The organism is Microcoleus sp. F10-B2 (assembly GCF_036704965.1).
Lineage (GTDB): Bacteria > Cyanobacteriota > Cyanobacteriia > Cyanobacteriales > Microcoleaceae > Microcoleus.
On the sequence record NZ_JAUBTB010000012.1, the window covers coordinates 93,823 to 114,135 of the forward strand.

Genomic DNA, 20,313 nt, shown 5'->3' on the forward strand with positions numbered 1-20,313 from the left:
ATGGGCCAAATTTAATTTTCAACAAGTGGTGTGAGTGTTTTTGTGAATAATTCAACCTCCGTTAAAGCTTTTTGGCTGTCTTTCTTGATTTCTGGTGTGGCTTTGGAGCCGATCGCAGCAACAGCTCAAATTCAGGATACCTTAACTCCAGAAGTTGCGCTAGAGGGTAGTGCCGTCCCTGCTGCTACCCCAGACGCGGCGCCTGCTGCAGGTAAGATTGAGATACCGCAGTTAGCGGCGATAACCGCAGAGACTAACTCAGCAGTCGATCGCCCTTTACCCGAAACAGATATAGCATGGGTGAATCGTGCTTTACCCGAAACAGATACAGCAACAGGCGATCGTGCTTTACCTCAAACAGATATAGCATGGATGAATCGCGCTTTACCCGAAACAGATGCAGCAGTCGATCGTGCTTTACCCAAACAAGATAAAGCAACAGTCGATCGTGCTTTACCCAAACAAGATAAAGCAACAGGCGATCGTGCTTTACCCAAACAAGATAAAGCAACAGGCGATCGTGCTTTACCCAAACAAGATAAAGCAACAGGCGATCGTGCAACAACAGCCCCAGAAATAACGGAGGCAATTCGCGAATTGCCCCCACAGAAGTTAGAAATTGCAAACTCTCCTGAGTCTCAAAACGTTGCTGAAGCCAGCAAAGTTGCCGACATCAGCAGCGAGACTGGCACCGCTGATGACCTCAGCATACAAGAAGACGCAGCACAAGTCACCTCTGTTTCTCAACTGTCCGACGTGCGGCCTACAGATTGGGCTTTTCAAGCACTACAATCCCTAGTAGAAAGATACGGCTGCATTGCGGGATATCCAGACGGCACATTCCGAGGCAATCGGGCAATGACTCGCTACGAATTTGCCGCCGGATTAAACGCTTGCTTGGATCAAATTACCAAACAACTTGGCGGTTCTACTGGTAATTTAGTCAGCCGAGAAGATTTAGCATCTCTGCAAAGATTGCAAGAAGAATTTGCGGCTGAATTAGCTACATTGCGCGGTCGAGTAGATGCTTTGGAAGCCCGCACTGCCGAATTGGAAGCCAACCAATTTTCAACTACTACTAAACTCAACGGATTTGCTTGGTTTAACCTGACAGGAGCTTTTGCGGGCGAGCGAGTCCGAGTTGAAGCGACAAATGGAAAAGCTGCTCCGCTCGATCGAGTAGCCGGACGCGATCCTGTCACCAACAGACCAATTGTGCAGAGAGTGGACGATGATCCAGAAATCACTTTCAGCCAGTTAGTTTGGTTGACCCTCACTACTTCGTTTACAGGCAAAGACGAATTGATTACACAGCTAGCTGTAGGTAACGGCAATTCCCCAGCCAACCAGTATACTTCAACGGGTTTTTTCAATACATTCGGCACTCCTTTTCTCGATCAAACTGCGGGAGGAAATCCCAATGAAGTTGTCCTGAGGGAACTTTCTTATCGGTTCCCGGTTAGTAACAGCTTGCAAGTAGTAGTCGGGCCGAGGATTAATTTCTACCGCTACTTTGACAACAATAGGTTTAACTTTTTCGTAGACGGTGCGAGCAGCTTTAATTCTAACAACAGCCCTTTGTTAAGCGCTACCAGACGCGGTGCCGGCGCTTTGGTTTTGTGGGATATCGGCCGCGCATTGAAACTGCGCTTTGGCTATTTGGGCGAGAGTACGGAATTTTTGCCCACTTCCGTGTTTAATTCCGCTTCCAATCCGTCTCAAGGCTTGTTTGACGGCACGAATACGACTACAGCAGAATTAACATTCAGTCCGAGCGATCGGGTTAATTTGCGCTTTTTGTACAGCCGTTCCAACATCCAGCAAATCGGCGGCTTAATTGGATCTCCTAACAGCAAGCCGTTAAACGGTGTGGCAGATGACGGTTTCGGCGGCCGCCTGGGCAATGCGACTGCGAATACTTACAGTTTCAATTTCGATTGGTCAGTCACTCGCGGCTTTGGTCTTTTCGGCCGCTACGGCTACGCCGAAACCAATATATTTCCCAAGACTAACCGACCTGACGGCACGATCGAAAATCAATCTTATCAGTTAGGACTTGCATTTCCCGATTTGTTCAAAGAAGGAGCTTTGCTTACGGTGTCATATTTAGTACCTTTTGACTTTACTGGCGGTCGGAGATTTCTGATTTCTGGCGGGGGGAATGGCGGCACGCAGTACGAAATTGAGGCAACTTATTATTTGCCTCTCACCGACCATATTTCGATCGTGCCGGCATTTTATGCGATCGGCAATGCGAATAATTTTGACAACAACCCGACAATTTTTGTGGGTAATTTGCGGACGCAGTTTAGTTTTTAATTCCACGCATGGGAACCCAGAAACCGGGTTTTTTGACGATAAAAATCCTGCGTTGTAGCCCGCAGCCAAGGTGAAAAACCCGGTTTCTAAGTATGGGGGGGCGGGTTTATATAATTTGTTGATAATTATCAAATATATAGGCAAACCCGGCCTTACACAATTTAACATCATACAAGTCCGAATCGAACGGACATGACATGAATTGACACACACTAAATAATTAATCCGTGTATTCATGTTCATCCGTTTAGTGCCTTCCTGATTCCTTCTACTTAATTGGAATTTCGATGATAAATTCGGTGCCTTTACCTAGTTCCGAGAGGCACTGCAATTTGCCGTTGTGTTTTTCAACAACAATTTGGTGCGAAATTGATAAACCCAAACCTGTGCCTTTGCCTACTGGTTTTGTGGTAAAAAACGGGTCAAACAAACGCACGATCTGATCTTCGGGAATGCCAGGGCCGTTGTCTTTAATCCGAATACAAATGCTAGTGTTATCAATCATTTCAGTTTGAATCGTAATTGTAGGAAAGATAGTATCGGCTGTATTTTTTGCTTGGCTGCTGCTTTCTTCCAAGGCGTCGATCGCATTTGCCAATACATTCATAAATACCTGATTTAACAGTCCGGGATGGCATTGTATTTGCGGCAGTTCTCCGTATTTTTTGATCACTTCAATGCCCTGCCAGTTGGCCTTGGCTTTCAGCCTGCTGTTCAACATTAACAAGGTACTTTCTAAACCTTCGTGAATGTCGGCAGTCTTGATTTTCGCTTCGTCCGCCCGCGAGAAATTGCGCAGAGTTTGAATTATTTCTACAATTCGCTCGCATCCTGTCTGCATCGAATTGAGCAATTTTGGCAGGTCTTTTCCTAAAAATTCTAAGTCTATATCATCTGCTTGTTGCTGAATTTTTGCTGGGGGATTTGGGTACTCTTCTCGATACACTTGCACGATTTCTAACAAGTCGAGAACATAGCCTCGGACGTGGCAGAGGTTGCCGGCGACAAAGCCAACTGGGTTGTTAATTTCGTGGGCAATTCCTGCTAGCACCTGTCCGAGGGAAGACATTTTTTCGGTTTGTACTAACTGCATTTGAGTTTGCTGCAATTCGTACAAAGCTGTTTGCAGTTCTTGGGATTTTTGCCGATCGCGCGAGGCGGCGGCGGCCCGTTCTTCCTCAACTCCGATCGCTGCGGCAATAATTCCGATCAGCTTGCAGTCGGCTTCTGTGGGCGCGATCGACTCGGTGTAGACAACGCACAGCGCACCCACGTAATTGTCGCCCAGCCGCACTGCTTGTCCCAGATAGCTTCGCAGTTGGTAGCGGATGACAGCGGGATCGATTTGGGCGTAGATAGTGTTCTGCAAGTCAGAAATGACCACAGCCCGATCGCTTCCTTTGCTGCATACGTCGGTGCAGATGTGGCCCTCGGCGCGATCTACCAGCGGGTAGTCCGGCGGCACTTGCCAAGTCGCGATCGCGCGCAGCAGACCGCCACCGACGCGGCTGCAGATAGCGCTGCTGCCGCCCAAAAGTTCGCCTGCTAAGGATGTCAGCCGCTGGATGTTCTCAGCGGCGTCGGTGGTGAATCCCAAAAAGCACTCGTTGATTTTGCTGAGGCGGTACTCTGCTTGCCTGCGCGCCGTCATGTCGCGGGAGTTGATCACAATTCCGCTGACAGCGGGGTCTGCTAGCAAGTTGATGCCGACGCCTTCGAGAAAACACCAAGAACCGTCAGCGCGCCGGAACCGACCTTCTAGGGCGATCGGATCGGCTGGATTTGCAATCAGTTTTTCGCCGTCGGACATCAACGAGGGAATGTCGTCAGGGTGGATGAAATCTAGGGCAATTTGACCGGCGAGTTCCTCTGGTTCGTAGCCCAAAACTGTTTCTACAGAAGGGCTTTCGTAAACAATGCGACCGCTGGCGTCGAGAATAGTAATGATGTCGGAACTGTTGAGAATCAGCGATCGCCATTTAGCCTCATTTTGCAATAAAGCTGACTCGGCTTGTTTGCGATCGGTAATATCCTCTACCATTTCCAAAATAAACTGCGGCGTTCCCTGACTGCTGTCGATCGCAGAAGCGCTGAGGCGTCCCCACCTGATGCTGCCGTCTTTGTGGAGATAGCGCTTTTCTATTTGGTAAGCTTCGCGCGATCCCATCCCCAACTGTTGGCGCAACTCGCGATCGGCTGGTGCGTCTTCCGGGTGCGCGCAGTCGTCGAGGCGCACACCCCGCAGTTCGGCTTCCGAGATCCCCAGCATAGCTTGAAATGCGGGATTAGTGGCGATCGCAACACCTTCGAGGGTAGCGACTACCATGCCGATCGCAGCGCGTTCAAAAATTGCCCGAAACCGCTGTTCGCTGTCTCGCAAAGCTGCATCCGCTGCCACTTCCTGGGTGATGTCCCGCCCCGCCACTGCCAAACCTTTGCGCGAACCGTCGGGGTTGAACAGCGGCACTTTCCGCACTTCAAACAAATTGCTGCCGCCTGTGGGCAAGGGGACAATTTGGCGGCGGTCGGTAAGAGTGCCTGCTTGCCAGGTGGTTTCGTCGGTTTCCTGCCAAGTTAGGAGGATTTCTCTGACTCTCGGATCGGCGGCGGCAGCGAGTTCGGCAGTAGTTTTGCCCTGATAGTCTGCGGTTTCCCAGCCCAAAAGTTGCAGGGCGCAGTCGTTGGCAATCAGCCAGCGCCCCTCGCTGTCTCTGAGGTTGATGGCGTCGGGCACGGCGTCGATCGCGGTTTTCAGCCAGTATTCTCGATCGCGCAGGGCGGCTTCGGCTTGTTTGCGATCGGCGATTTCAGCGACTGTTCCTTCGTAGTAAAGGAGTTCGCCGCCTGCGCTGCGGACTTCGCGCACGTTTTCCGAGATCCAGGTAGTGCTGCCGTCCCGGCGGCGGACGCAGGACTCAAACTCTTTCAGGGAACCGTTTTTGCTGATTTCTGCCATGAAGGAAGCGCGGCGGGTGCGATCGGCGTAAAGGTTGTTTGCCGAACATTTGGCGATCAGTTCTGACGGGGAATCGTAGCCGTACATTCGGGCGAGTGCCTGGTTGGCGCTGAGGTAGCGCCCGTCTGCGGCGGTTTGAAATATGCCTTCGGTGGCGTTTTCAAAGATGCTGCGGTATTTTGCCTCGGCTTGTTTGAGGGCTTCTTCTGCTTGGAAGCGATCGGTGATATCAGATTGCACGCCGATGAAGTGGGTAACGATCCCGCTGCTGTCGCGCACGGGCGAGATGCTGAGTTCGTTCCAGAAAGGCGTGCCGTCTTTGCGGTAGTTTTTCAGAACTACTTTGCAGTCATGCTGTTCTTTCAGGGCCGCGCGGATTCGATCGACCGCAGCGCGATCGGTATCCGGGCCTTGCAGGAAGCGGCAGTTCTTCCCGATTATTTCGGTGCGATCGTAGCCTGTAATCCGCTCGAAAGCCCGGTTGCAGTAGACTATGGGCTTGTCCGGCCGGGTAGCGTCCGCGATCGCGATGCCGTTGCTGGTAGCTGCCAGGGCGCGATCGTACAGCCTCCAGACTTCTTCTATTAAATTCGGTGTGCCGTTAGTACGAGTCGGCGATAGCGTTTCAGAAGGAATGCTTATATCGATCTGCATGAGTTTCTATAAATTGAGTTTAGTTTATTGTCTATCCCGACTGGCAGCACACCCTAGAGTTTAACAGAATTGCCTATTTTCCGAAGGCTCAAGTTAGAAGGCTATTATGCAGGATTTTGGCGGTAAATTATACCTCAAAAAAATTGACTTCCCTCGTTTTTTTTCCTGCTTCCTTCTGCCTTCCAAGGAATCATGCTTGTTAATTTATAATAGCTTGTCCAGCGATAACTCTATCTTTGGTATGGTTTACTTGGCAGAGTTTGTGCGGCTTGCAGGTTGGCGCATCTATTTTTGCGATCGAATAAAAAAAACTCGCATCTGGCTATAGTTAAATATTTTTTTATTTAGTTTTTACTTAAATAATTTAACTTCTTATGAAAAAAGTCTAGAAAAAATTAATTGTGAACGAACACAGCAAGTTCTGAAATATGGTCGATCGCGAAAGTCGGTTCAAGGGCGAGACACTGAGCGCGATCGCCATATCCGTAAGCCGCCCAACAAACATCTATCCCAGCGTTTTTAGCAAACAGCAAATCAATCGCTGTATCGCCAACCATTAAAATTTGACTGTTATCCAGCTCCGGAAACAGCGGTTTAATAATCGAGTGAAAAACAGCCGGGTTTGGTTTCATAATAATTTTTCCGTTGTCACCTACAATTAAATCAAAAAAACTGTAAACTTTCAATTTTTGCAGTAACAAATTCACAAAACTAACGTGTTTGTTGCTAAAAACTCCCATGCTCAATCCAGACTGGCGCGCCAACTGCAAGACTTGCTTGGTTCCGGGAAATAACTCTACCTGCTTTTCACCTTCCGTCCGATAATAAGAGCGGTAAGTTTCCACCCATTCAGGAATTGCGCTTTCCTCGATCGCCGGATGGAGGATTTTAAAACTATTTGGTAAATTGATGCCGATCGTACCTATAATAGTATCAGCAGCAGGCGGGGCAATATTGAAAGTTTCAAAAGTTTTGGTAAAGCAAAATACAATAGCTTTGTGAGTAATTGCCAAAGTGCCGTCGAAATCAAAAATAATTAACTTGTACTGACTCATATTATTTAAAATATTCTGTATAGCAATCGGAGGTTTCCAATGACCTAATAGCATGATTAATCTCTAAGTCACCAATTATAAGTATAATCTTTAAACATTCAAGAGGTCAACATGAGTGTCACCGAAAAACCCGAAATTCTAGCAACAGATTTCCCAGACCACACTCAATTACCAGACTCCGACGGTACTTTTGTGAAAAACTTTCAAGAACACCCTCAAAGCATCCTGTTAACAACATCAATTAGACAAATTTTAGAGCAAGTTCATCCCGACGGGCAATATTGTATCGGTCAAGATTCCGGTATTTACTGGCGAGTGGCCCAACCCCCGGAACCGCCAGAAAAAGGAGCCGAAGCACCTGATTGGTTTTACGTGCCCGACGTGCCGCCAACTCTTGACGGAAATCTTCGCCGATCCTATGTAATGTGGCAGGAATTAATGCCGCCTCTGATTGTACTTGAATTTGTTTCTGGTGATGGCAGTGAAGAAAGAGATAGGACTCCTCGCCAGGGCAAATTCTGGATTTACGAACGGATAATTCGACCTGCTTTTTACGGCATTTATGAAGTCACAAAAGCACAAGTTGAAGTGTATCATTTGGTAGAGGATCGCTTCGAGTTAGTCCCACAAAATCAGCGCGGACATTATCCGATCGCACAAATAGGAGTGGAATTAGGCATTTGGCAAGGGGTTTATCAGGGCGTAGAACTGCCTTGGCTGCGCTGGTGGGATGCTTCCGGGAATTTGCTGCCGGCCGCCGAGGAACGGGCAGAACAAGCCGAATTGGCTGCTGAAAGAGAACGACAAAGGCGCATAGAAGCTGAATTGCGAATTCAAGCTTTGGAAGCGCGTTTGCGAGAGTTAGAAGGAGGGTAATTCGATTTTAGATTTGAGATTTTAGATTGGGGATGACGGATGATTATCGGGGTTGGGTTCTTCATAAGTCATTCGCACTTCTTCAATTCTTCAATCAACAATCTAAATTCGCATAAGTCGCAGATTCCGGTAGGGACACGGCATTGCCCTGTCCCTAGGAATATCATGTGCTGTAAAAACCCGATCGCCTAGCAGCCTCCTCAGAAACGATATAAACATTCATCGGTTATTATCAAAAATTTGCGTATATTAGCTTAAGTATTACATCACTTTTTGTGTAAGTCCTATGGCACTAATTGTTCAGAAATATGGCGGAACCTCGGTTGGTACAGTCGATCGCATTTTGGAGGTAGCCAGACGAGTTGTAAAAACAGCACAGCTTGGCAACTCTCTGGTTGTCGTACTTTCAGCGATGGGCAAAACCACCGACGGTTTAGTTAAACTCGCCAAGGAAATTTCCGCAAATCCCAACAAGCGGGAAATGGATATGTTGCTTTCCACTGGGGAACAAGTCTCGATCGCACTTTTGAGCATGGCATTGCAGGAAATGGGACAGCCCGCAATTTCCCTCACCGGCGCCCAAGTTGGCATTGTCACCGAAACCGCCCACACCCGCGCCCGAATTTTGCGGATCGATCCCCATCGGCTTGAGAGTCAGTTAAAAAGCGGTAAAGTCGTTGTGGTTGCCGGTTTCCAAGGCATCGCCGATGCCGGAGAATTGGAAATTACCACCTTGGGGCGCGGCGGTTCCGACACAACCGCAGTGGCCCTGGCTGCAGCGCTGCGGGCCGACAGATGCGAAATTTATACCGACGTGCCCGGAATTCTGACTACAGATCCGCGCTTGGTTGCCGACGCCCAATTGATGGACGAAATCACTTGCGACGAAATGCTGGAATTGGCGAGTTTGGGTGCAAAAGTCCTCCACCCGCGCGCGGTAGAAATTGCCAAGAATTACGGCGTGCCCCTGGTAGTGCTTTCTAGCTGGAGTGACGCCCCCGGTACGCGGGTAGTTTCCCCGCCCCCACAACCCCGGCCTTTAGAGGGCTTGGAGCTCGCAAAAGCGGTGGATGCGGTGGAATTTGACTTAGATCAGGCGGGGGTGTCGCTGCTGCGTTTGCCCGATCGCCCCGGCGTAGCAGCGCGGTTGTTTGGTGCGATCGCGCAGCAAAACCTCGATGTTGATTTAATTATCCAGTCAATTCATGAAGGAAATACTAACGATATTGCCTTCACAGTGACGAGAAATTCGCTGAATCAAGCTGTCGCGGTTGCAGATGCGATCGTACCCGCCCTCGGCAAGAACTCTCGCCCAGAATTGGGAGAACCGGAAGTGAAAGCAGAAGAAAAGCCGATCGCTAAAGTTAGCATTGCGGGTGCGGGAATGATCGGGCGTCCGAGGGTAGCCGCGCAGATGTTTAAGACTTTAGCGGATGCGGGAATTAACATTCAAATGATTTCCACTTCCGAGGTAAAAGTTAGTTGTGCGATCGATGCCGAAGATTGCGATCGGGCCGTTGCCGAACTCTGCAAAGCATTTGATGTCGCCAACTCCCCTATTGGGCTGCGTTCATCATCCCAAAAACCGCCCGCAGTCCGCGCCGTTGCGTTGGATCTCAATCAAGCGCGTCTCGCAATTCGCCAATTGCCCGATCGACCCGGAGTAGCAGCAAAACTGTTCGGACTTTTAGCCGAGGAAAATATCAGCGTAGATACAATTATTCAGTCGCAGCGCTGTCACAATATTGACGGCATATTAACTCGCGACATTGCATTTACCGTCGCACAAATTGACGCCGAAGCTGCTAAAAATGTCCTCGAAAAAGCCGCTCCCGAATTCGGATGGGGCGAAGTAGCAGTCGATACACAAATTGCCAAAGTTAGCGTTGTAGGTTCGGGGATGGTAGCGCATCCGGGAGTAGCGGCAAAGATGTTTGAAGCGCTTTCCCGCCAGCAAATCAACATTCAAATGATTGCAACTTCCGAGATTAAAATTAGCTGCGTTGTGGATGAAGGACAAGGAGTAACTGCTTTGAAGGCAATTCACGCAGCCTTTGAACTTGCCGGCACCGAAAAAATCCAAGTTCCCGCCTAATCGAGGTTTGTAGTCGGGAATTAAGATTGCGTCCGATCGGTGCTTGTATGGCGGTTTTCGGTAGGGACACGGCAGTGCCGTGTCCTTGCAAATATCGCGGACACAGCAGTGCTGTATCCCTACAAATATATTCGGATTTGGACACCGTACTGCCGTGTGCATACAAATATCGATCGACCCTCAACGATCGGAGTTTTGAGTGCCAATTTCACAGCATGAGGCTGTATTAAAATGAAAGTGGCGATCGACTCAAAGGGATTGAATCTTATGACTGTAGCGAAAGAACAGATTACTGATAGCGGTAGCAACTACAGCCGCTCAGGACTGAGTATCACTCTCAAACGTCTGGGAGAACTTTATGAAGCCGAAGATGATGAGGATGAATACGGCATTTTAAAACCCAGCGACTTTGCTTTTAAAACAGCACTTAATTTGGTTGTAGAAGCACATTCTATGATGGGAAGCAGTTTTCCAAAAGCATCAGCTTGTACAGATCATCAAGGCGGTGTTAGCCTGACTTGGACAAGTGTAAATCCAGCTTGTAAAGTTCGCTTGTTTTGTCCGTTTATTGACGATGACGAGCAACCTGTTCGCATTTATCATCGCAAAAATGATGAACACGGTTCAGAGAAGGTAATTTCAGCAACAACATTAGTCGAGAGGCTACAGTGGTTTAATCAAGCATGAACGAACAAAAATGTAGTAATCAGGCAGAGTTTGAACCACTACCTAATAGGGCTATTGTCTACCGGGCTTTACTTCGCAAACCGTGGATAAATGAGGATACTGGACTGGTTGAATCTGAAGCTTACTATTTGCGGAAAAATAAAAATGAACAGGGTATTTCTGTAAACATTGCTAGTGTTTGTTCTCCTGAAGAATGTGCTGGAAGATTCAGAACTTGTTATGGAGTTGCTCGCCTTGAGGTAGGTGGCATTCGCGAGTTAGGTTTAGATGTAATTCCTGACTCTATATCTCACGCTGAGATAGCAGGTCTACCTTATGCTGAAGATGACCCTGAGATGGCTGATTTGCTGGCTGATTTGTTAGCACAGCAATCTCAAATTGTATGGAAACCTTCGCAAATATAGCGCAGCAAGTTGTCAAATAATTCCACAGCATTAGGCTGTGTTAGCATAAAACTAGCGCGATCGGCTAAAAGGGATAGAATCTTATGACTGTAGCTAAGCAACAGATTACTGATAGCAGTAGCAATAGCGGTTTATTGAATTTCAGAATCACTATTGAACGTCTGATCGAGCTTTTAGATTTAGAACAAGAGGATGAGTACGGAATTTTAAGACCAACTGAGTATGCTTTTAGGACAGCGATGAAATTTGTTGTTGAGGCTTATGATAGCATGGGAAACAGTTTTCCAAAATCCTCTACAGGTACAGATGATCAAGGCAGTATTACACTAGATTGGACAAGCTTAGAACCAGAGCTTACAGTGCGCCTCTTTTGTCCCTTCAGTGCGGAGCAACCAGTTGACATTTATCACCATGCAAACAATGAAAATGCGGTCGAAGATATCGCTTCATCATCAACATTAGTTGACTGGTTGCACTGGTGTAATAAAATATGACCACTAAATATTATCCGACTGAATCAGAGTTTGAAAAAATACCCAATAATACTATAGTACCATCTATCCAACACTCAGTTTTTCAATTAATTCATTCCACTTGAGCTTGTGAATAGGCTGCAACTCTATATCAAGACTGACCAGATTAGAGTAATTAGTCACAAATTTTTCTAAGGAAATTAATCTTAAGTAATATTGAATGGTGGGAATGACTCCATTAATTATTATTTGACAGCCATGCTCTTCTCTAACTTGAGATATTATGTTGTTTATTTCGTTAATCTCAGAGACTTTAATATCCTTACACGAAAGTATATAGTATCTTTTGGGATTAAACCTGATAATTTTTTCATAAGCTACTCGCACAATTGTTAAGTCAATTTCCCGATCAAGCTTTACTTCAATAGCTTCACAGATTTGCTCTTGTTCATCAAATACTTCTATGTCGCCTGAACTTCTTGAAGTCAAGTCAGATGCTGTGTGACTGCCTAAAGGTGCTAAAATACAGTTTTCATATCTTTTCACTTCGTCCAAGAGAGACTTATACATGGCATAGATAGCTAGAACAGGCAACTTTGAGCCACCGCGAACTTTGTATTTAGTATAAAAATGCTCCTCTAGGCAAGAAACTATACTCAGTATGTTCAGAGTGTCAGGATTAACTAATTTGGCTACGTTTACAATATTTTTAGCTTGTACTTCAATAACTTTATTCAATATCAATCGCAGCACATTATCTACCTATTCAGGTCTGCTTTAAACATAATCAATTATACTTAAAAATGCTTTTTTTACGGCCTTGTTGCTTATTTTGCCCTGGTAGTCTAAATTGTACGGGTACGGTTGTTCTAAAGACCTGGTGAGCCAACCACTTTCAGCCATAGATGGAAGTCCCAGTTCTTTTAATGTAGGTGTAATAGATAGAGTGTCAATAGTTCTTCCCGAAAAACCACCCGGCATACTACTCTGATGTTTTCTGATGTCCTGTTCAGGGAATAAAGACTTGTGAGTTAGAAGAGAGACCAAGACGGTGTAGACTCCCTTGTGTTTGTATGCTTGTTCACCAATTAGTAAAATATATTCAAGGTATTGTTGAGGAATTTCCTGGATATCAGCAATTGAAAAGGACAAGCTGTATATATTCTTCAGTTTTTCTTTGTGGTTCATTTGACTCATTTGACAATAAGTTTTGACTTAATATTTCTTTGGCGATCGCCTCCACAACCGGCACACAAACCGAATTCCCAATTTGCTTGTAACTTTCCCCCGCACTCGGATAACTCTTAAAATCTTCAGGAAAACCCATAAGACGGTAACATTCCTTCAGCGTCAACTTTCTCACCATATCTTGCTCAGGAATGTAGATAAAAAACCTGCCCGATGTTTCTTGCGAAGGAATGGTGGGATGCACTCCATCTACCGAATAAATGCGATTAGGCTGTCTGTGAACTCTCGATAAATGTTCTGTATTTGGCCTCACGCCAGTTTTCCAAGTACCTTTATTTCTGTAACCTACAAACAAAAGTCCCGAATCTTGCTTTCTCGGATAATCAATTAAAGTATACTCGGATTTATCCACTATTTCAAAATCCCCTGTCTTGTCTAGAAATTCCCTGAGTTTTGGAGTCACCTGGGTTTTAAGCCGAGAAAAATTGAATGGTTTACCTTTAGTTGCAATAATAAATATTCTTTCACGATGTTGAGGAATTCCAAAGTCTTTAGCATTCAGCATTTTGTAATTCACGCTGTATCCCAAATCTTCAAGACTGGCAATAATTACTTTTAAGGTATTTCCCTTGTCGTGATGGATTAAGTGCTTGACATTTTCGAGAACGATAACTTTAGGCTGCTTGATTTTGATAATTTTACAAATCTCGAAAAACAGTGTGCCTCTAGTATCTTCAAAACCGAGCTTTTTGCCGCAGATGCTAAAAGGTTGGCACGGAAACCCGGCGACTAAAATCTCAAAGTCTTCTAAATCGACGGGATTAATTTTACTGATATCTCCAAAAGGAACCTCACCGAAATTTTCCGTGTAAACTTGTCGGCATTTGCTGTTAATTTCGCAGGAAAAAACGCATTTAAAGCCGATTTTTTCAAACCCTTGTCTGAAACCTCCTATTCCTGAAAACAAATCTATAAATTTCATTTTGGCTCAGCTTTAACACAAACAAATCATCTATACAATAATAACCGATTTTGCATCCTAGATAAGTGAGCAATGGCTAAAAAAACAGAATTCCCCGATCCCAGACTTCTTGAAGAAGTCCGTGATATAACAGCGATCGCGTCTTAAGTTCACTCATCAATTTCTTTGTCAAGCCCGATCGACTGTAGCATAGGAGCGATCGGCAAATTGCAGGAATTGTCGATCGCCCGAAATTTCCCCCCGCATTCAACCAACCTGCCAAACTTGTCCCGCAGCCGACTAAACTAGAAATAGCAAAAAAAATATAGCTATTGTTTACTTTCTTTCACCAACCATGAGTCAAACCTTGGAAAACCTCACCGCAATTGATGACAAGCTATCCAAACGCCACATCGACCTCGATCCAGGCGGCTACTTCATCATCTATCTCGATCGCGAAACCAGCTTAATTTGTGCCAAACATTTCACCAACATCATCGACGATCGAGGCCTCGCCGTCGATCCCGAAACTGGTAAACCCATCCCCGCCCGTGGCAAGGTAGAACGCACCCAATCCACAGTTTTTAGCGGCAGAACCGCCAAAGAACTTTGCGTCAAAATCCTAGAAGAAACCCGCCCCTGTCCGGTGACAATGTTAGATCACGCGGCTTATCTGGGACGGGAATTTGTACGGGCAGAAATTGCTTTGTTGAGCGATCGAGAATACGTTCAAGATTAGTGCAGCCCTGCCATAATTTCTGGACAAAACGGCAACTGATCGGATGCAAGCAGCACCGATTACGAAAAACCTTGATACCAGAAATAAGTCACCATCGGAATCACTGTCGCCAACACCAACAGCACAACCACAACAACTGTGGCATTGCCTTGGTCTGTTTCTTCAGCTTTTTTAAACGTGCCTTCAACTTGAATGTTGTCAACAACTTCAGGAGGACCCGGATCGGGTTCGCCCGACAAAACAGTTGCAATGCGCGTACTTGCAGCCGTAAATGCCTCGTTGTATTTATTGGCTTCCCGCAGCGGCACTTGCACGGTTTCCCCAGCTACACTCTGGGCAATTTCATCGGTTAGCAGGGATTTTACCCCTTCCCCCGTCCGAATTGCCGCACTGTTGGTAACAGTGTCGAGAACGAGTAAAATTTGATTAGTCTGGTCTTCTTTTGCGGGAAACCACTGTTCAAACAGTTGGTCGGTGAAAGTGGCAGCCGTTTCACCGTAGTCTAAGCGGTGGATGGTGACAAATCTGACTTGTTTCCCTGTTTTGTTTTCCAGGTTGTCGAGCACGCTGCTGATATTGCTTTCGCTGCTGCGGCTGAGCACGTCGCCTTTGTCGAACACCCAAGTTCGATCGCCCGCCGACAACAGGGGCATTTCGTAAACGCCAGTCGCCAATGCCGGCAATACCGCCATCTGGGATGCGATTAGGGCGATCGCGATCGTCGCCGCCAAAGGTTGGAGATATTTTCTCCAATTAAATAATTGCTTCAGGAGTCTGGTCATGAGGTTAACCGTAAAACTGACTTTTTTCCAAAAATACTATAGAAACCCCCGTAAAATTCATTTTACACAGGGCAATATTTACAATTAGCTCGCCACTCGAACTCCCCGCCCGATTATTTTAGGATTCTAACTATGGAACCAGCAGACACTTATAAAGGTTGGATTATTCAATCCCAGAAAGTCTTCTACGTCGAGGTTTGGGATAGCCGCGGCAACCGCCACGTCGCCGTCCAAAATGCCAAGACTGAGGAGGAAGCTTTGGAATTGGCCAAAAAGTGGATAGACAAATATGAGTCAAAACCCGGAAGAATGCCGATCGACGTACCCCATCCTTTCGGAGACATGATCGATATGCCATTTTGACTCAGTTGACTGTTGACTGTTACATTACAGCTTGTAGGGTGCTCTGCTAGAGACAAAACCTCTTCAAATCGAGAAATTATGGCAACTGACGCATCCGAATAATATGCCAGTTGCGTCCAGGATTGTATTTGTCATGAAATACAATTACGAAATTCCTCGCAATTTCCGCGTATTTTCCACTAAACTTCGAGCAAATTCGTCGAACCTTTCAGACAGTTTTTCATCCAACAATTTACCATCAGGACTAAAAGCTTTCCAAGCTTGTCCGATCGCAATTTGTTCCGGAATTACCCAAGCGTGCACCCATCTCAAAATGGTTCGCAAATCGTTGAGTGCGTTGCTGTTAACTTGCCCTCCCAAAACGCTAATCCCACCCGCAACTTTCCCGTCCAAATGCTCAAAACTCATCAAATCCAGGGCATTCTTGAGAGCACCGCTGACGCTACCGTGATACTCCGGCGTTGCCAAAATCAAGCCGTCGGCTTGCTTAACCGCATTTCGCAGCTTTTCCACATCCGGGTAATCGAGATAATCATTCTCACCGTCGCAAAAGGGCAGCTTGAGCGATCGCAAATCGAATATTTCAACTTCAGCGCCCAGGGCCTGCGCCCGTTCTGCTGCTACCTTCAACGCTAACTGGCTGTAGGAGCCAGCCCGCAAACTTCCGCCAATGCCGACAATTTTTACCATAAAACTCAAAAACAATCACCGCTCGAATAAAGCGTACTCATTCCGACTATGAATAAGATAGCAAGTTCGATCGGCAACTGTCAATCGATTTGAGATTTTGGATTTGAGATTTTAGATTTACGGACGCGGCCGAGAAACCGGGTTTTTGCCAAAATCCTTGGTTATAACCGACAGATTTAGCAAAAAACCCGGTTTCTGAGTCGCAGTGCGTAAGTTCAAGAACGGGCCCGAGAAACCGGGTTTTTTGACCAAAATCCTTGGTTATAACCGACAGATTTAGCAAAAAACCCGGTTTCTTGAGAAGCCGTGGATTCAAAACCCCCCCTCTTGAGGCGTTTCTTCAGATGCCAGCGAGAGATAAACCCATTCAACACCCGCCCTCTTGTTAAAATAAATAAACGTAGCAAACCAAAAACGGTCAATCTTGGCAGTCTTCAACCTTGGGCAAAGCAATATGAAAAATTCTTGGAAACACGCATGGCTGGGGCATCTCGCTGTAAACAAAGACAAATCGAGCCAGAATCCTAAAAAATCTATTCCAGGACGGAATCTTTGGCGCATCCTGGGCAGTTTGGTGATTTCTCAAGGAATATTGCTCTCGATCCCGGTTTTTGCCGAGAGCGCCCCAACCAGCATGAGTTACAGCCAACTGATCGACAACATAGAAAAAGGGCAAGTCAGTAAAATCGAAGTAGACGAAACTCAAAGAACTGCCAAAGTTAGGCTAAAAGATCAAAAAAGCGATCGGGCCCAATCAGTTACCCTGTTCGACTACAACAACCGAGAACTGTACTCGCAAATCCGTGCCAAAAAGATTGACTTTGAAGTCAAACAAACACCCGACAACGCAGCGGCAGTCAGTTTAGTAGTAAACTTGCTAGTGATTTTTGCGGTGTTGGCAGTGTTGATGGCAATCATGCGCCGATCGACCCAATCTCAAGGAAATGCCATGAACTTCGGCAAATCCAGAGCCCGTTTCCAAATGGAAGCCAAAACCGGCGTGATGTTCGACGACGTAGCAGGCATCGAAGAAGCTAAGGAAGAACTGCAAGAAGTCGTAACTTTCCTCAAAAAACCCGAACGCTTCAACGCCATCGGCGCGAAAATTCCCAGAGGAGTTCTGTTAATCGGGCCTCCGGGAACCGGCAAAACAATGCTGGCAAAAGCCATCGCAGGCGAAGCAGGCGTCCCTTTCTTCAGCATCTCCGGTTCCGAATTTGTAGAAATGTTCGTCGGAGTCGGCGCTTCCCGCGTCCGCGACTTGTTCCGCAAAGCTAAAGAAAATTCCCCCTGCATCGTCTTCATCGACGAAATAGACGCCGTAGGAAGGCAGCGCGGCGCTGGTATCGGCGGCGGCAACGACGAACGCGAACAAACTCTCAACCAGTTGCTGACAGAAATGGACGGGTTTGAGGGGAACAGCGGCGTGATTATCATTGCAGCTACCAACCGCCCCGACGTGCTCGATACCGCCCTGCTGCGGCCCGGCAGGTTCGATCGCCAAGTAACGGTAGATTTACCCAGTTACAAAGGGCGTTTGGGGATTTTGCAAGTTCACGCGCGCAACAAAAAACTCGACCCAGAAGTTGCCCTAGACACGATCGCCCGCCGCACTCCCGGCTTTTCCGGCGCCGACTTGGCAAACTTGCTCAACGAAGCAGCTATTCTCACGGCGAGGCGTCGCAAAGACACTATCAGTAACCTAGAAGTTCACGACGCGATCGACCGGATCACGATCGGGCTCACCCTCAACCCCCTGCTCGACAGCAAGAAAAAGTGGATGACAGCATACCACGAAGTCGGACACGCCCTAGTCGCGACAATGCTCAAAAATGCCGATCCAGTTGAAAAAGTAACGATTATTCCCCGTTCCGGCGGGGTAGAAGGCTTTACGAGCTTTGTACTCGACGACGAAATGCTCGACAGCGAAGGTTTGAGGAGTCGGGCTTTGTTGTTAAACCGGATTACAGTAGCTTTGGGGGGACGGGCGGCGGAAGCAGAAGTTTATGGCGATGCTGAAATCGACACCGGTGCCAGCAGCGATCTCAGAAAAGTTAGCAGTCTCGCGAGGGAGATGGTAACGCTTTACGGAATGTCTGATTTGGGCCCTGTGGCTCTGGAAAGTCCGAACAATGAGGTGTTTTTGGGTCAAAACTGGAATTCGCGATCCGAGTATTCCGAAGAAATGGCAATCAAGATCGATCGGCAAGTCCGGGAAATCGCCTTTCACTGCTACGAAGAAGCTCGCCGGATTATCCGCGAAAACCGCGCTTTGGTAGACAAACTTGTCGAAGCGCTGTTGGATGAAGAAACGATCGACGGCGACGAATTCCGCCAAATTGTCGCTCGGTACACCGAGTTGACCAAAAAAGAGTTGGCCCCAACGTAAAGAGTCATTAGTCATCGGCCATTAGTCATTAGTTATTCAAGTTTGTAGTAGACCTCTTGCAAAAATAGCTGGGACGGGCTCTCCGGCCCGTCCCACAAAAATTTTTTTCTCTTGTGGGATGGGCCGGAGAGCCCGTCCGAAAATTTGATCGAAAGGACTTTTGCAAGAAGTCTAGTGAGGACTTTATTCCTGATTCTCGAAAAAAGAAGGACTTTATTTCTTACTACAAACCAAGAAAAATGACTGCTAACTAATCACTAATGATATCAACTCCGGTAGCATTGGAATTAATATTACCCACAGTCAGGACACGGCGCCGTGCCGTGTCCCTACAATTAATGGGGGTAGGGACACGGCGCCGTGCCGTGTCCTCGGTATCATTCCGATGCTACCGGAAACGATATCACTCATGACTAATGACCGATTAAGATTGCTGGGAGTACATTTCTCGGAGTACCAAAGCTGGGTCTACCCAGCGGCCGCCGTACTTCAATCCCCAGTGCAAGTGAGGGCCGGTCGTGCGGCCGGTCATCCCAACTCTGGCAATTCTCGCACCGGCCGGCACAGTTTGACCCTGCCAAATTTGCAGGCCGCCTTCGCGATCGATATAATAACGCCCGCCGTTAGAGGTTTCCACCCGACCTCTGAGGTGACAGTAGATGTGTTCCCAGTCTCCCGATCGCACCACCATACCAGTACCACACCTGCCGTCTTCCCAAACTTCCACAATTTGCCCGCCCCACCAATTGCGGATATAGCTGCCTTCCGGGGCCGCCAAGTCCAAACCGTAATGAAAATCGCCGCCGCGGGGGCCGAAGGCGGAACTGTAGGCTTCAAAATTTTCGACTGGAAAAGAAGCTTCTTGCCACAAATTGCCCGTGGCTACTTGACCGGCTGAAGTTTGCTGAGCCCCGACTAAATCCTGCCGCCATCCCATACCAAGTAAACCAAGACCGATGGAAGCTGCCACCAGCAGCATCGATTTGGGACGAATTAAGCGTTTTGCCGCCAGCGGGCTTGTAGAGTCTTGCACGTTTTTTTTCATTCCTCAAAGTTGAATGGATTTGCAAGGGTGCCTTGTCTGTTGTGCCACTTCGCTGCAAGATTGCCTCTGAGCTCTACCCACTAGCGAATGAGTTGGCCAACGTGTATCTTACTGCATACAGAGTCGCTGTCAAGGCTTCGGGTTAAATGCTGTGGGAAACGGAAAATTATTTTCCAGCGGAATTCCTGCTGCGGTTGAATTCGATCGAGCTTTTGCTTGACACTATAGTTATACCATTTTTTAAAAGATGTGATATACTTGTGTGCAAAGTAAAGGAGAGAATTACAATGTCTGGTCGTCCTCATATAAAGATTACCGAATCTGGAGAAAATTTGCGAGAAATCCTCAAACAGCTTGCAAAGAATCCTAGCTTATAACAAAGTTCAAATGCTTTATTTATTTCAGTAAAAACAAGTATAAACTGTGCGGGAACTATCGGCAGTTTTAGGTACAAATGAGGCAACAATTCATCGCTGGCTCTATCAATATAAAAAGGGCGGTCTGGAAAATTTGTTAAAAAATCTGTAAGGATTCAGGTCTTTGATTGGGGAATAAGAGAAGGCATAAATAAGTCACAAGAATGGGCAGATATAGCATCACGGAAAAAAGCCATTGCGCGAACACCTTGAAACCGACA

19 protein-coding genes are annotated in these 20,313 nt (G+C 47.0%); 10 read left to right on the forward strand and 9 right to left on the reverse strand.

Translation table 11 applies throughout. The annotated features are described in order from the left end of the window. Positions 1-42: 42 nt before the first annotated feature. Positions 43-2,319, forward strand: coding sequence for an iron uptake porin (locus tag QUA99_RS07010; RefSeq protein ID WP_333236145.1), 2,277 nt, complete (start codon positions 43-45; stop codon positions 2,317-2,319). A 268-nt stretch (positions 2,320-2,587) separates the two neighbouring features. Here QUA99_RS07010 and QUA99_RS07015 read toward each other — a convergent pair whose 3' ends face one another. Together QUA99_RS07015 and QUA99_RS07020 are read right to left on the reverse strand one after the other, a co-directional pair. Then, complete coding sequence (locus QUA99_RS07015; RefSeq protein WP_333236144.1) at positions 2,588-5,929, reverse strand: PAS domain S-box protein; 3,342 nt, start codon at positions 5,927-5,929, stop codon at positions 2,588-2,590. 395 nt (positions 5,930-6,324) lie between these two features. Then, the gene (locus tag QUA99_RS07020; protein WP_333411485.1) at positions 6,325-7,038 is read right to left on the reverse strand and encodes an HAD family hydrolase; all 714 of its coding nucleotides are present in this window, start codon (positions 7,036-7,038) and stop codon (positions 6,325-6,327) included. A gap of 57 nt (positions 7,039-7,095) precedes the next feature. On the opposite strand from QUA99_RS07020, the gene QUA99_RS07025 reads away from it, so the two are divergent. The 5 genes from QUA99_RS07025 (at position 7,096) to QUA99_RS07045 (ending at position 11,540) form a co-directional block, all read left to right on the forward strand. Continuing rightward, positions 7,096-7,860, forward strand: a complete 765-nt coding sequence (locus QUA99_RS07025) for a Uma2 family endonuclease (protein ID WP_333236141.1) — start codon at positions 7,096-7,098, stop codon at positions 7,858-7,860. Positions 7,861-8,146: 286 nt separating this feature from the next. Next, on the forward strand, positions 8,147-9,955 hold the full coding sequence (locus tag QUA99_RS07030) for an aspartate kinase (protein ID WP_333236140.1): 1,809 nt from the start codon (positions 8,147-8,149) through the stop codon (positions 9,953-9,955). Between the two features lie 267 nt (positions 9,956-10,222). After that, positions 10,223-10,642 (forward strand): hypothetical protein, encoded by a 420-nt coding sequence (locus tag QUA99_RS07035; RefSeq protein WP_333236139.1) that lies wholly within the window; start codon positions 10,223-10,225, stop codon positions 10,640-10,642. Then, positions 10,639-11,046: a hypothetical protein gene (locus QUA99_RS07040; protein ID WP_333236138.1), complete on the forward strand. Its 408-nt coding sequence runs from the start codon at positions 10,639-10,641 to the stop codon at positions 11,044-11,046. Before QUA99_RS07035 ends, QUA99_RS07040 begins: the two co-directional genes overlap by 4 nt. Positions 11,047-11,129: 83 nt before the next feature. Beyond that, positions 11,130-11,540, forward strand: coding sequence for a hypothetical protein (locus QUA99_RS07045; protein ID WP_333236137.1), 411 nt, complete (start codon positions 11,130-11,132; stop codon positions 11,538-11,540). A gap of 63 nt (positions 11,541-11,603) precedes the next feature. Here the strand turns inward: QUA99_RS07045 and QUA99_RS07050 are convergent, their stop codons facing one another. The 4 genes from QUA99_RS07050 to QUA99_RS07065 form a co-directional block, all read right to left on the reverse strand. Beyond that, a complete protein-coding gene (locus QUA99_RS07050) occupies positions 11,604-12,257 on the reverse strand; it encodes a hypothetical protein (protein WP_333236135.1) in 654 nt (217 codons plus the stop codon). A gap of 39 nt (positions 12,258-12,296) precedes the next feature. Continuing rightward, entirely contained in the window at positions 12,297-12,707 is a 411-nt protein-coding gene (locus QUA99_RS07055; RefSeq protein ID WP_333236134.1) for a hypothetical protein, read from the reverse strand. Further along, positions 12,652-13,689 (reverse strand): DNA (cytosine-5-)-methyltransferase, encoded by a 1,038-nt coding sequence (dcm, locus tag QUA99_RS07060; RefSeq protein WP_333236133.1) that lies wholly within the window; start codon positions 13,687-13,689, stop codon positions 12,652-12,654. The genes QUA99_RS07055 and dcm overlap by 56 nt, the downstream gene beginning before the upstream one ends. A gap of 76 nt (positions 13,690-13,765) precedes the next feature. Next, positions 13,766-13,951 (reverse strand): hypothetical protein, encoded by a 186-nt coding sequence (locus QUA99_RS07065; RefSeq protein WP_333236132.1) that lies wholly within the window; start codon positions 13,949-13,951, stop codon positions 13,766-13,768. A gap of 72 nt (positions 13,952-14,023) precedes the next feature. Here QUA99_RS07065 and QUA99_RS07070 point away from each other — a divergent pair, with 72 nt between their 5' ends. Continuing rightward, on the forward strand, positions 14,024-14,407 hold the full coding sequence (locus QUA99_RS07070; RefSeq protein WP_333236131.1) for a DUF4346 domain-containing protein: 384 nt from the start codon (positions 14,024-14,026) through the stop codon (positions 14,405-14,407). Positions 14,408-14,466: 59 nt separating this feature from the next. Here QUA99_RS07070 and psb32 read toward each other — a convergent pair whose 3' ends face one another. Further along, positions 14,467-15,189, reverse strand: a complete 723-nt coding sequence (psb32, locus tag QUA99_RS07075; RefSeq protein WP_333236130.1) for a photosystem II repair protein Psb32 — start codon at positions 15,187-15,189, stop codon at positions 14,467-14,469. A 132-nt stretch (positions 15,190-15,321) separates the two neighbouring features. Here psb32 and QUA99_RS07080 point away from each other — a divergent pair, with 132 nt between their 5' ends. Next, positions 15,322-15,552 (forward strand): hypothetical protein, encoded by a 231-nt coding sequence (locus QUA99_RS07080; RefSeq protein ID WP_006635545.1) that lies wholly within the window; start codon positions 15,322-15,324, stop codon positions 15,550-15,552. 144 nt (positions 15,553-15,696) lie between these two features. Here the strand turns inward: QUA99_RS07080 and QUA99_RS07085 are convergent, their stop codons facing one another. Beyond that, complete coding sequence (locus tag QUA99_RS07085) at positions 15,697-16,242, reverse strand: NADPH-dependent FMN reductase (RefSeq protein ID WP_333236129.1); 546 nt, start codon at positions 16,240-16,242, stop codon at positions 15,697-15,699. Positions 16,243-16,696: 454 nt separating this feature from the next. Between QUA99_RS07085 and ftsH the strand changes: the two genes are divergently transcribed. After that, entirely contained in the window at positions 16,697-18,631 is a 1,935-nt protein-coding gene (ftsH, locus tag QUA99_RS07090) for an ATP-dependent zinc metalloprotease FtsH (protein WP_333236128.1), read from the forward strand. 424 nt (positions 18,632-19,055) lie between these two features. Here the strand turns inward: ftsH and QUA99_RS07095 are convergent, their stop codons facing one another. After that, positions 19,056-19,676 carry a M23 family metallopeptidase gene (locus QUA99_RS07095; RefSeq protein WP_333236127.1) on the reverse strand — a complete coding sequence of 207 codons (621 nt, stop codon included), beginning with the start codon at positions 19,674-19,676 and terminating at the stop codon, positions 19,056-19,058. Positions 19,677-20,099: 423 nt separating this feature from the next. Between QUA99_RS07095 and QUA99_RS33040 the strand changes: the two genes are divergently transcribed. Next, a complete protein-coding gene (locus QUA99_RS33040) occupies positions 20,100-20,204 on the forward strand; it encodes a helix-turn-helix domain-containing protein (RefSeq protein ID WP_445250986.1) in 105 nt (34 codons plus the stop codon). The last annotated feature ends 109 nt before the right edge of the window (positions 20,205-20,313 follow it).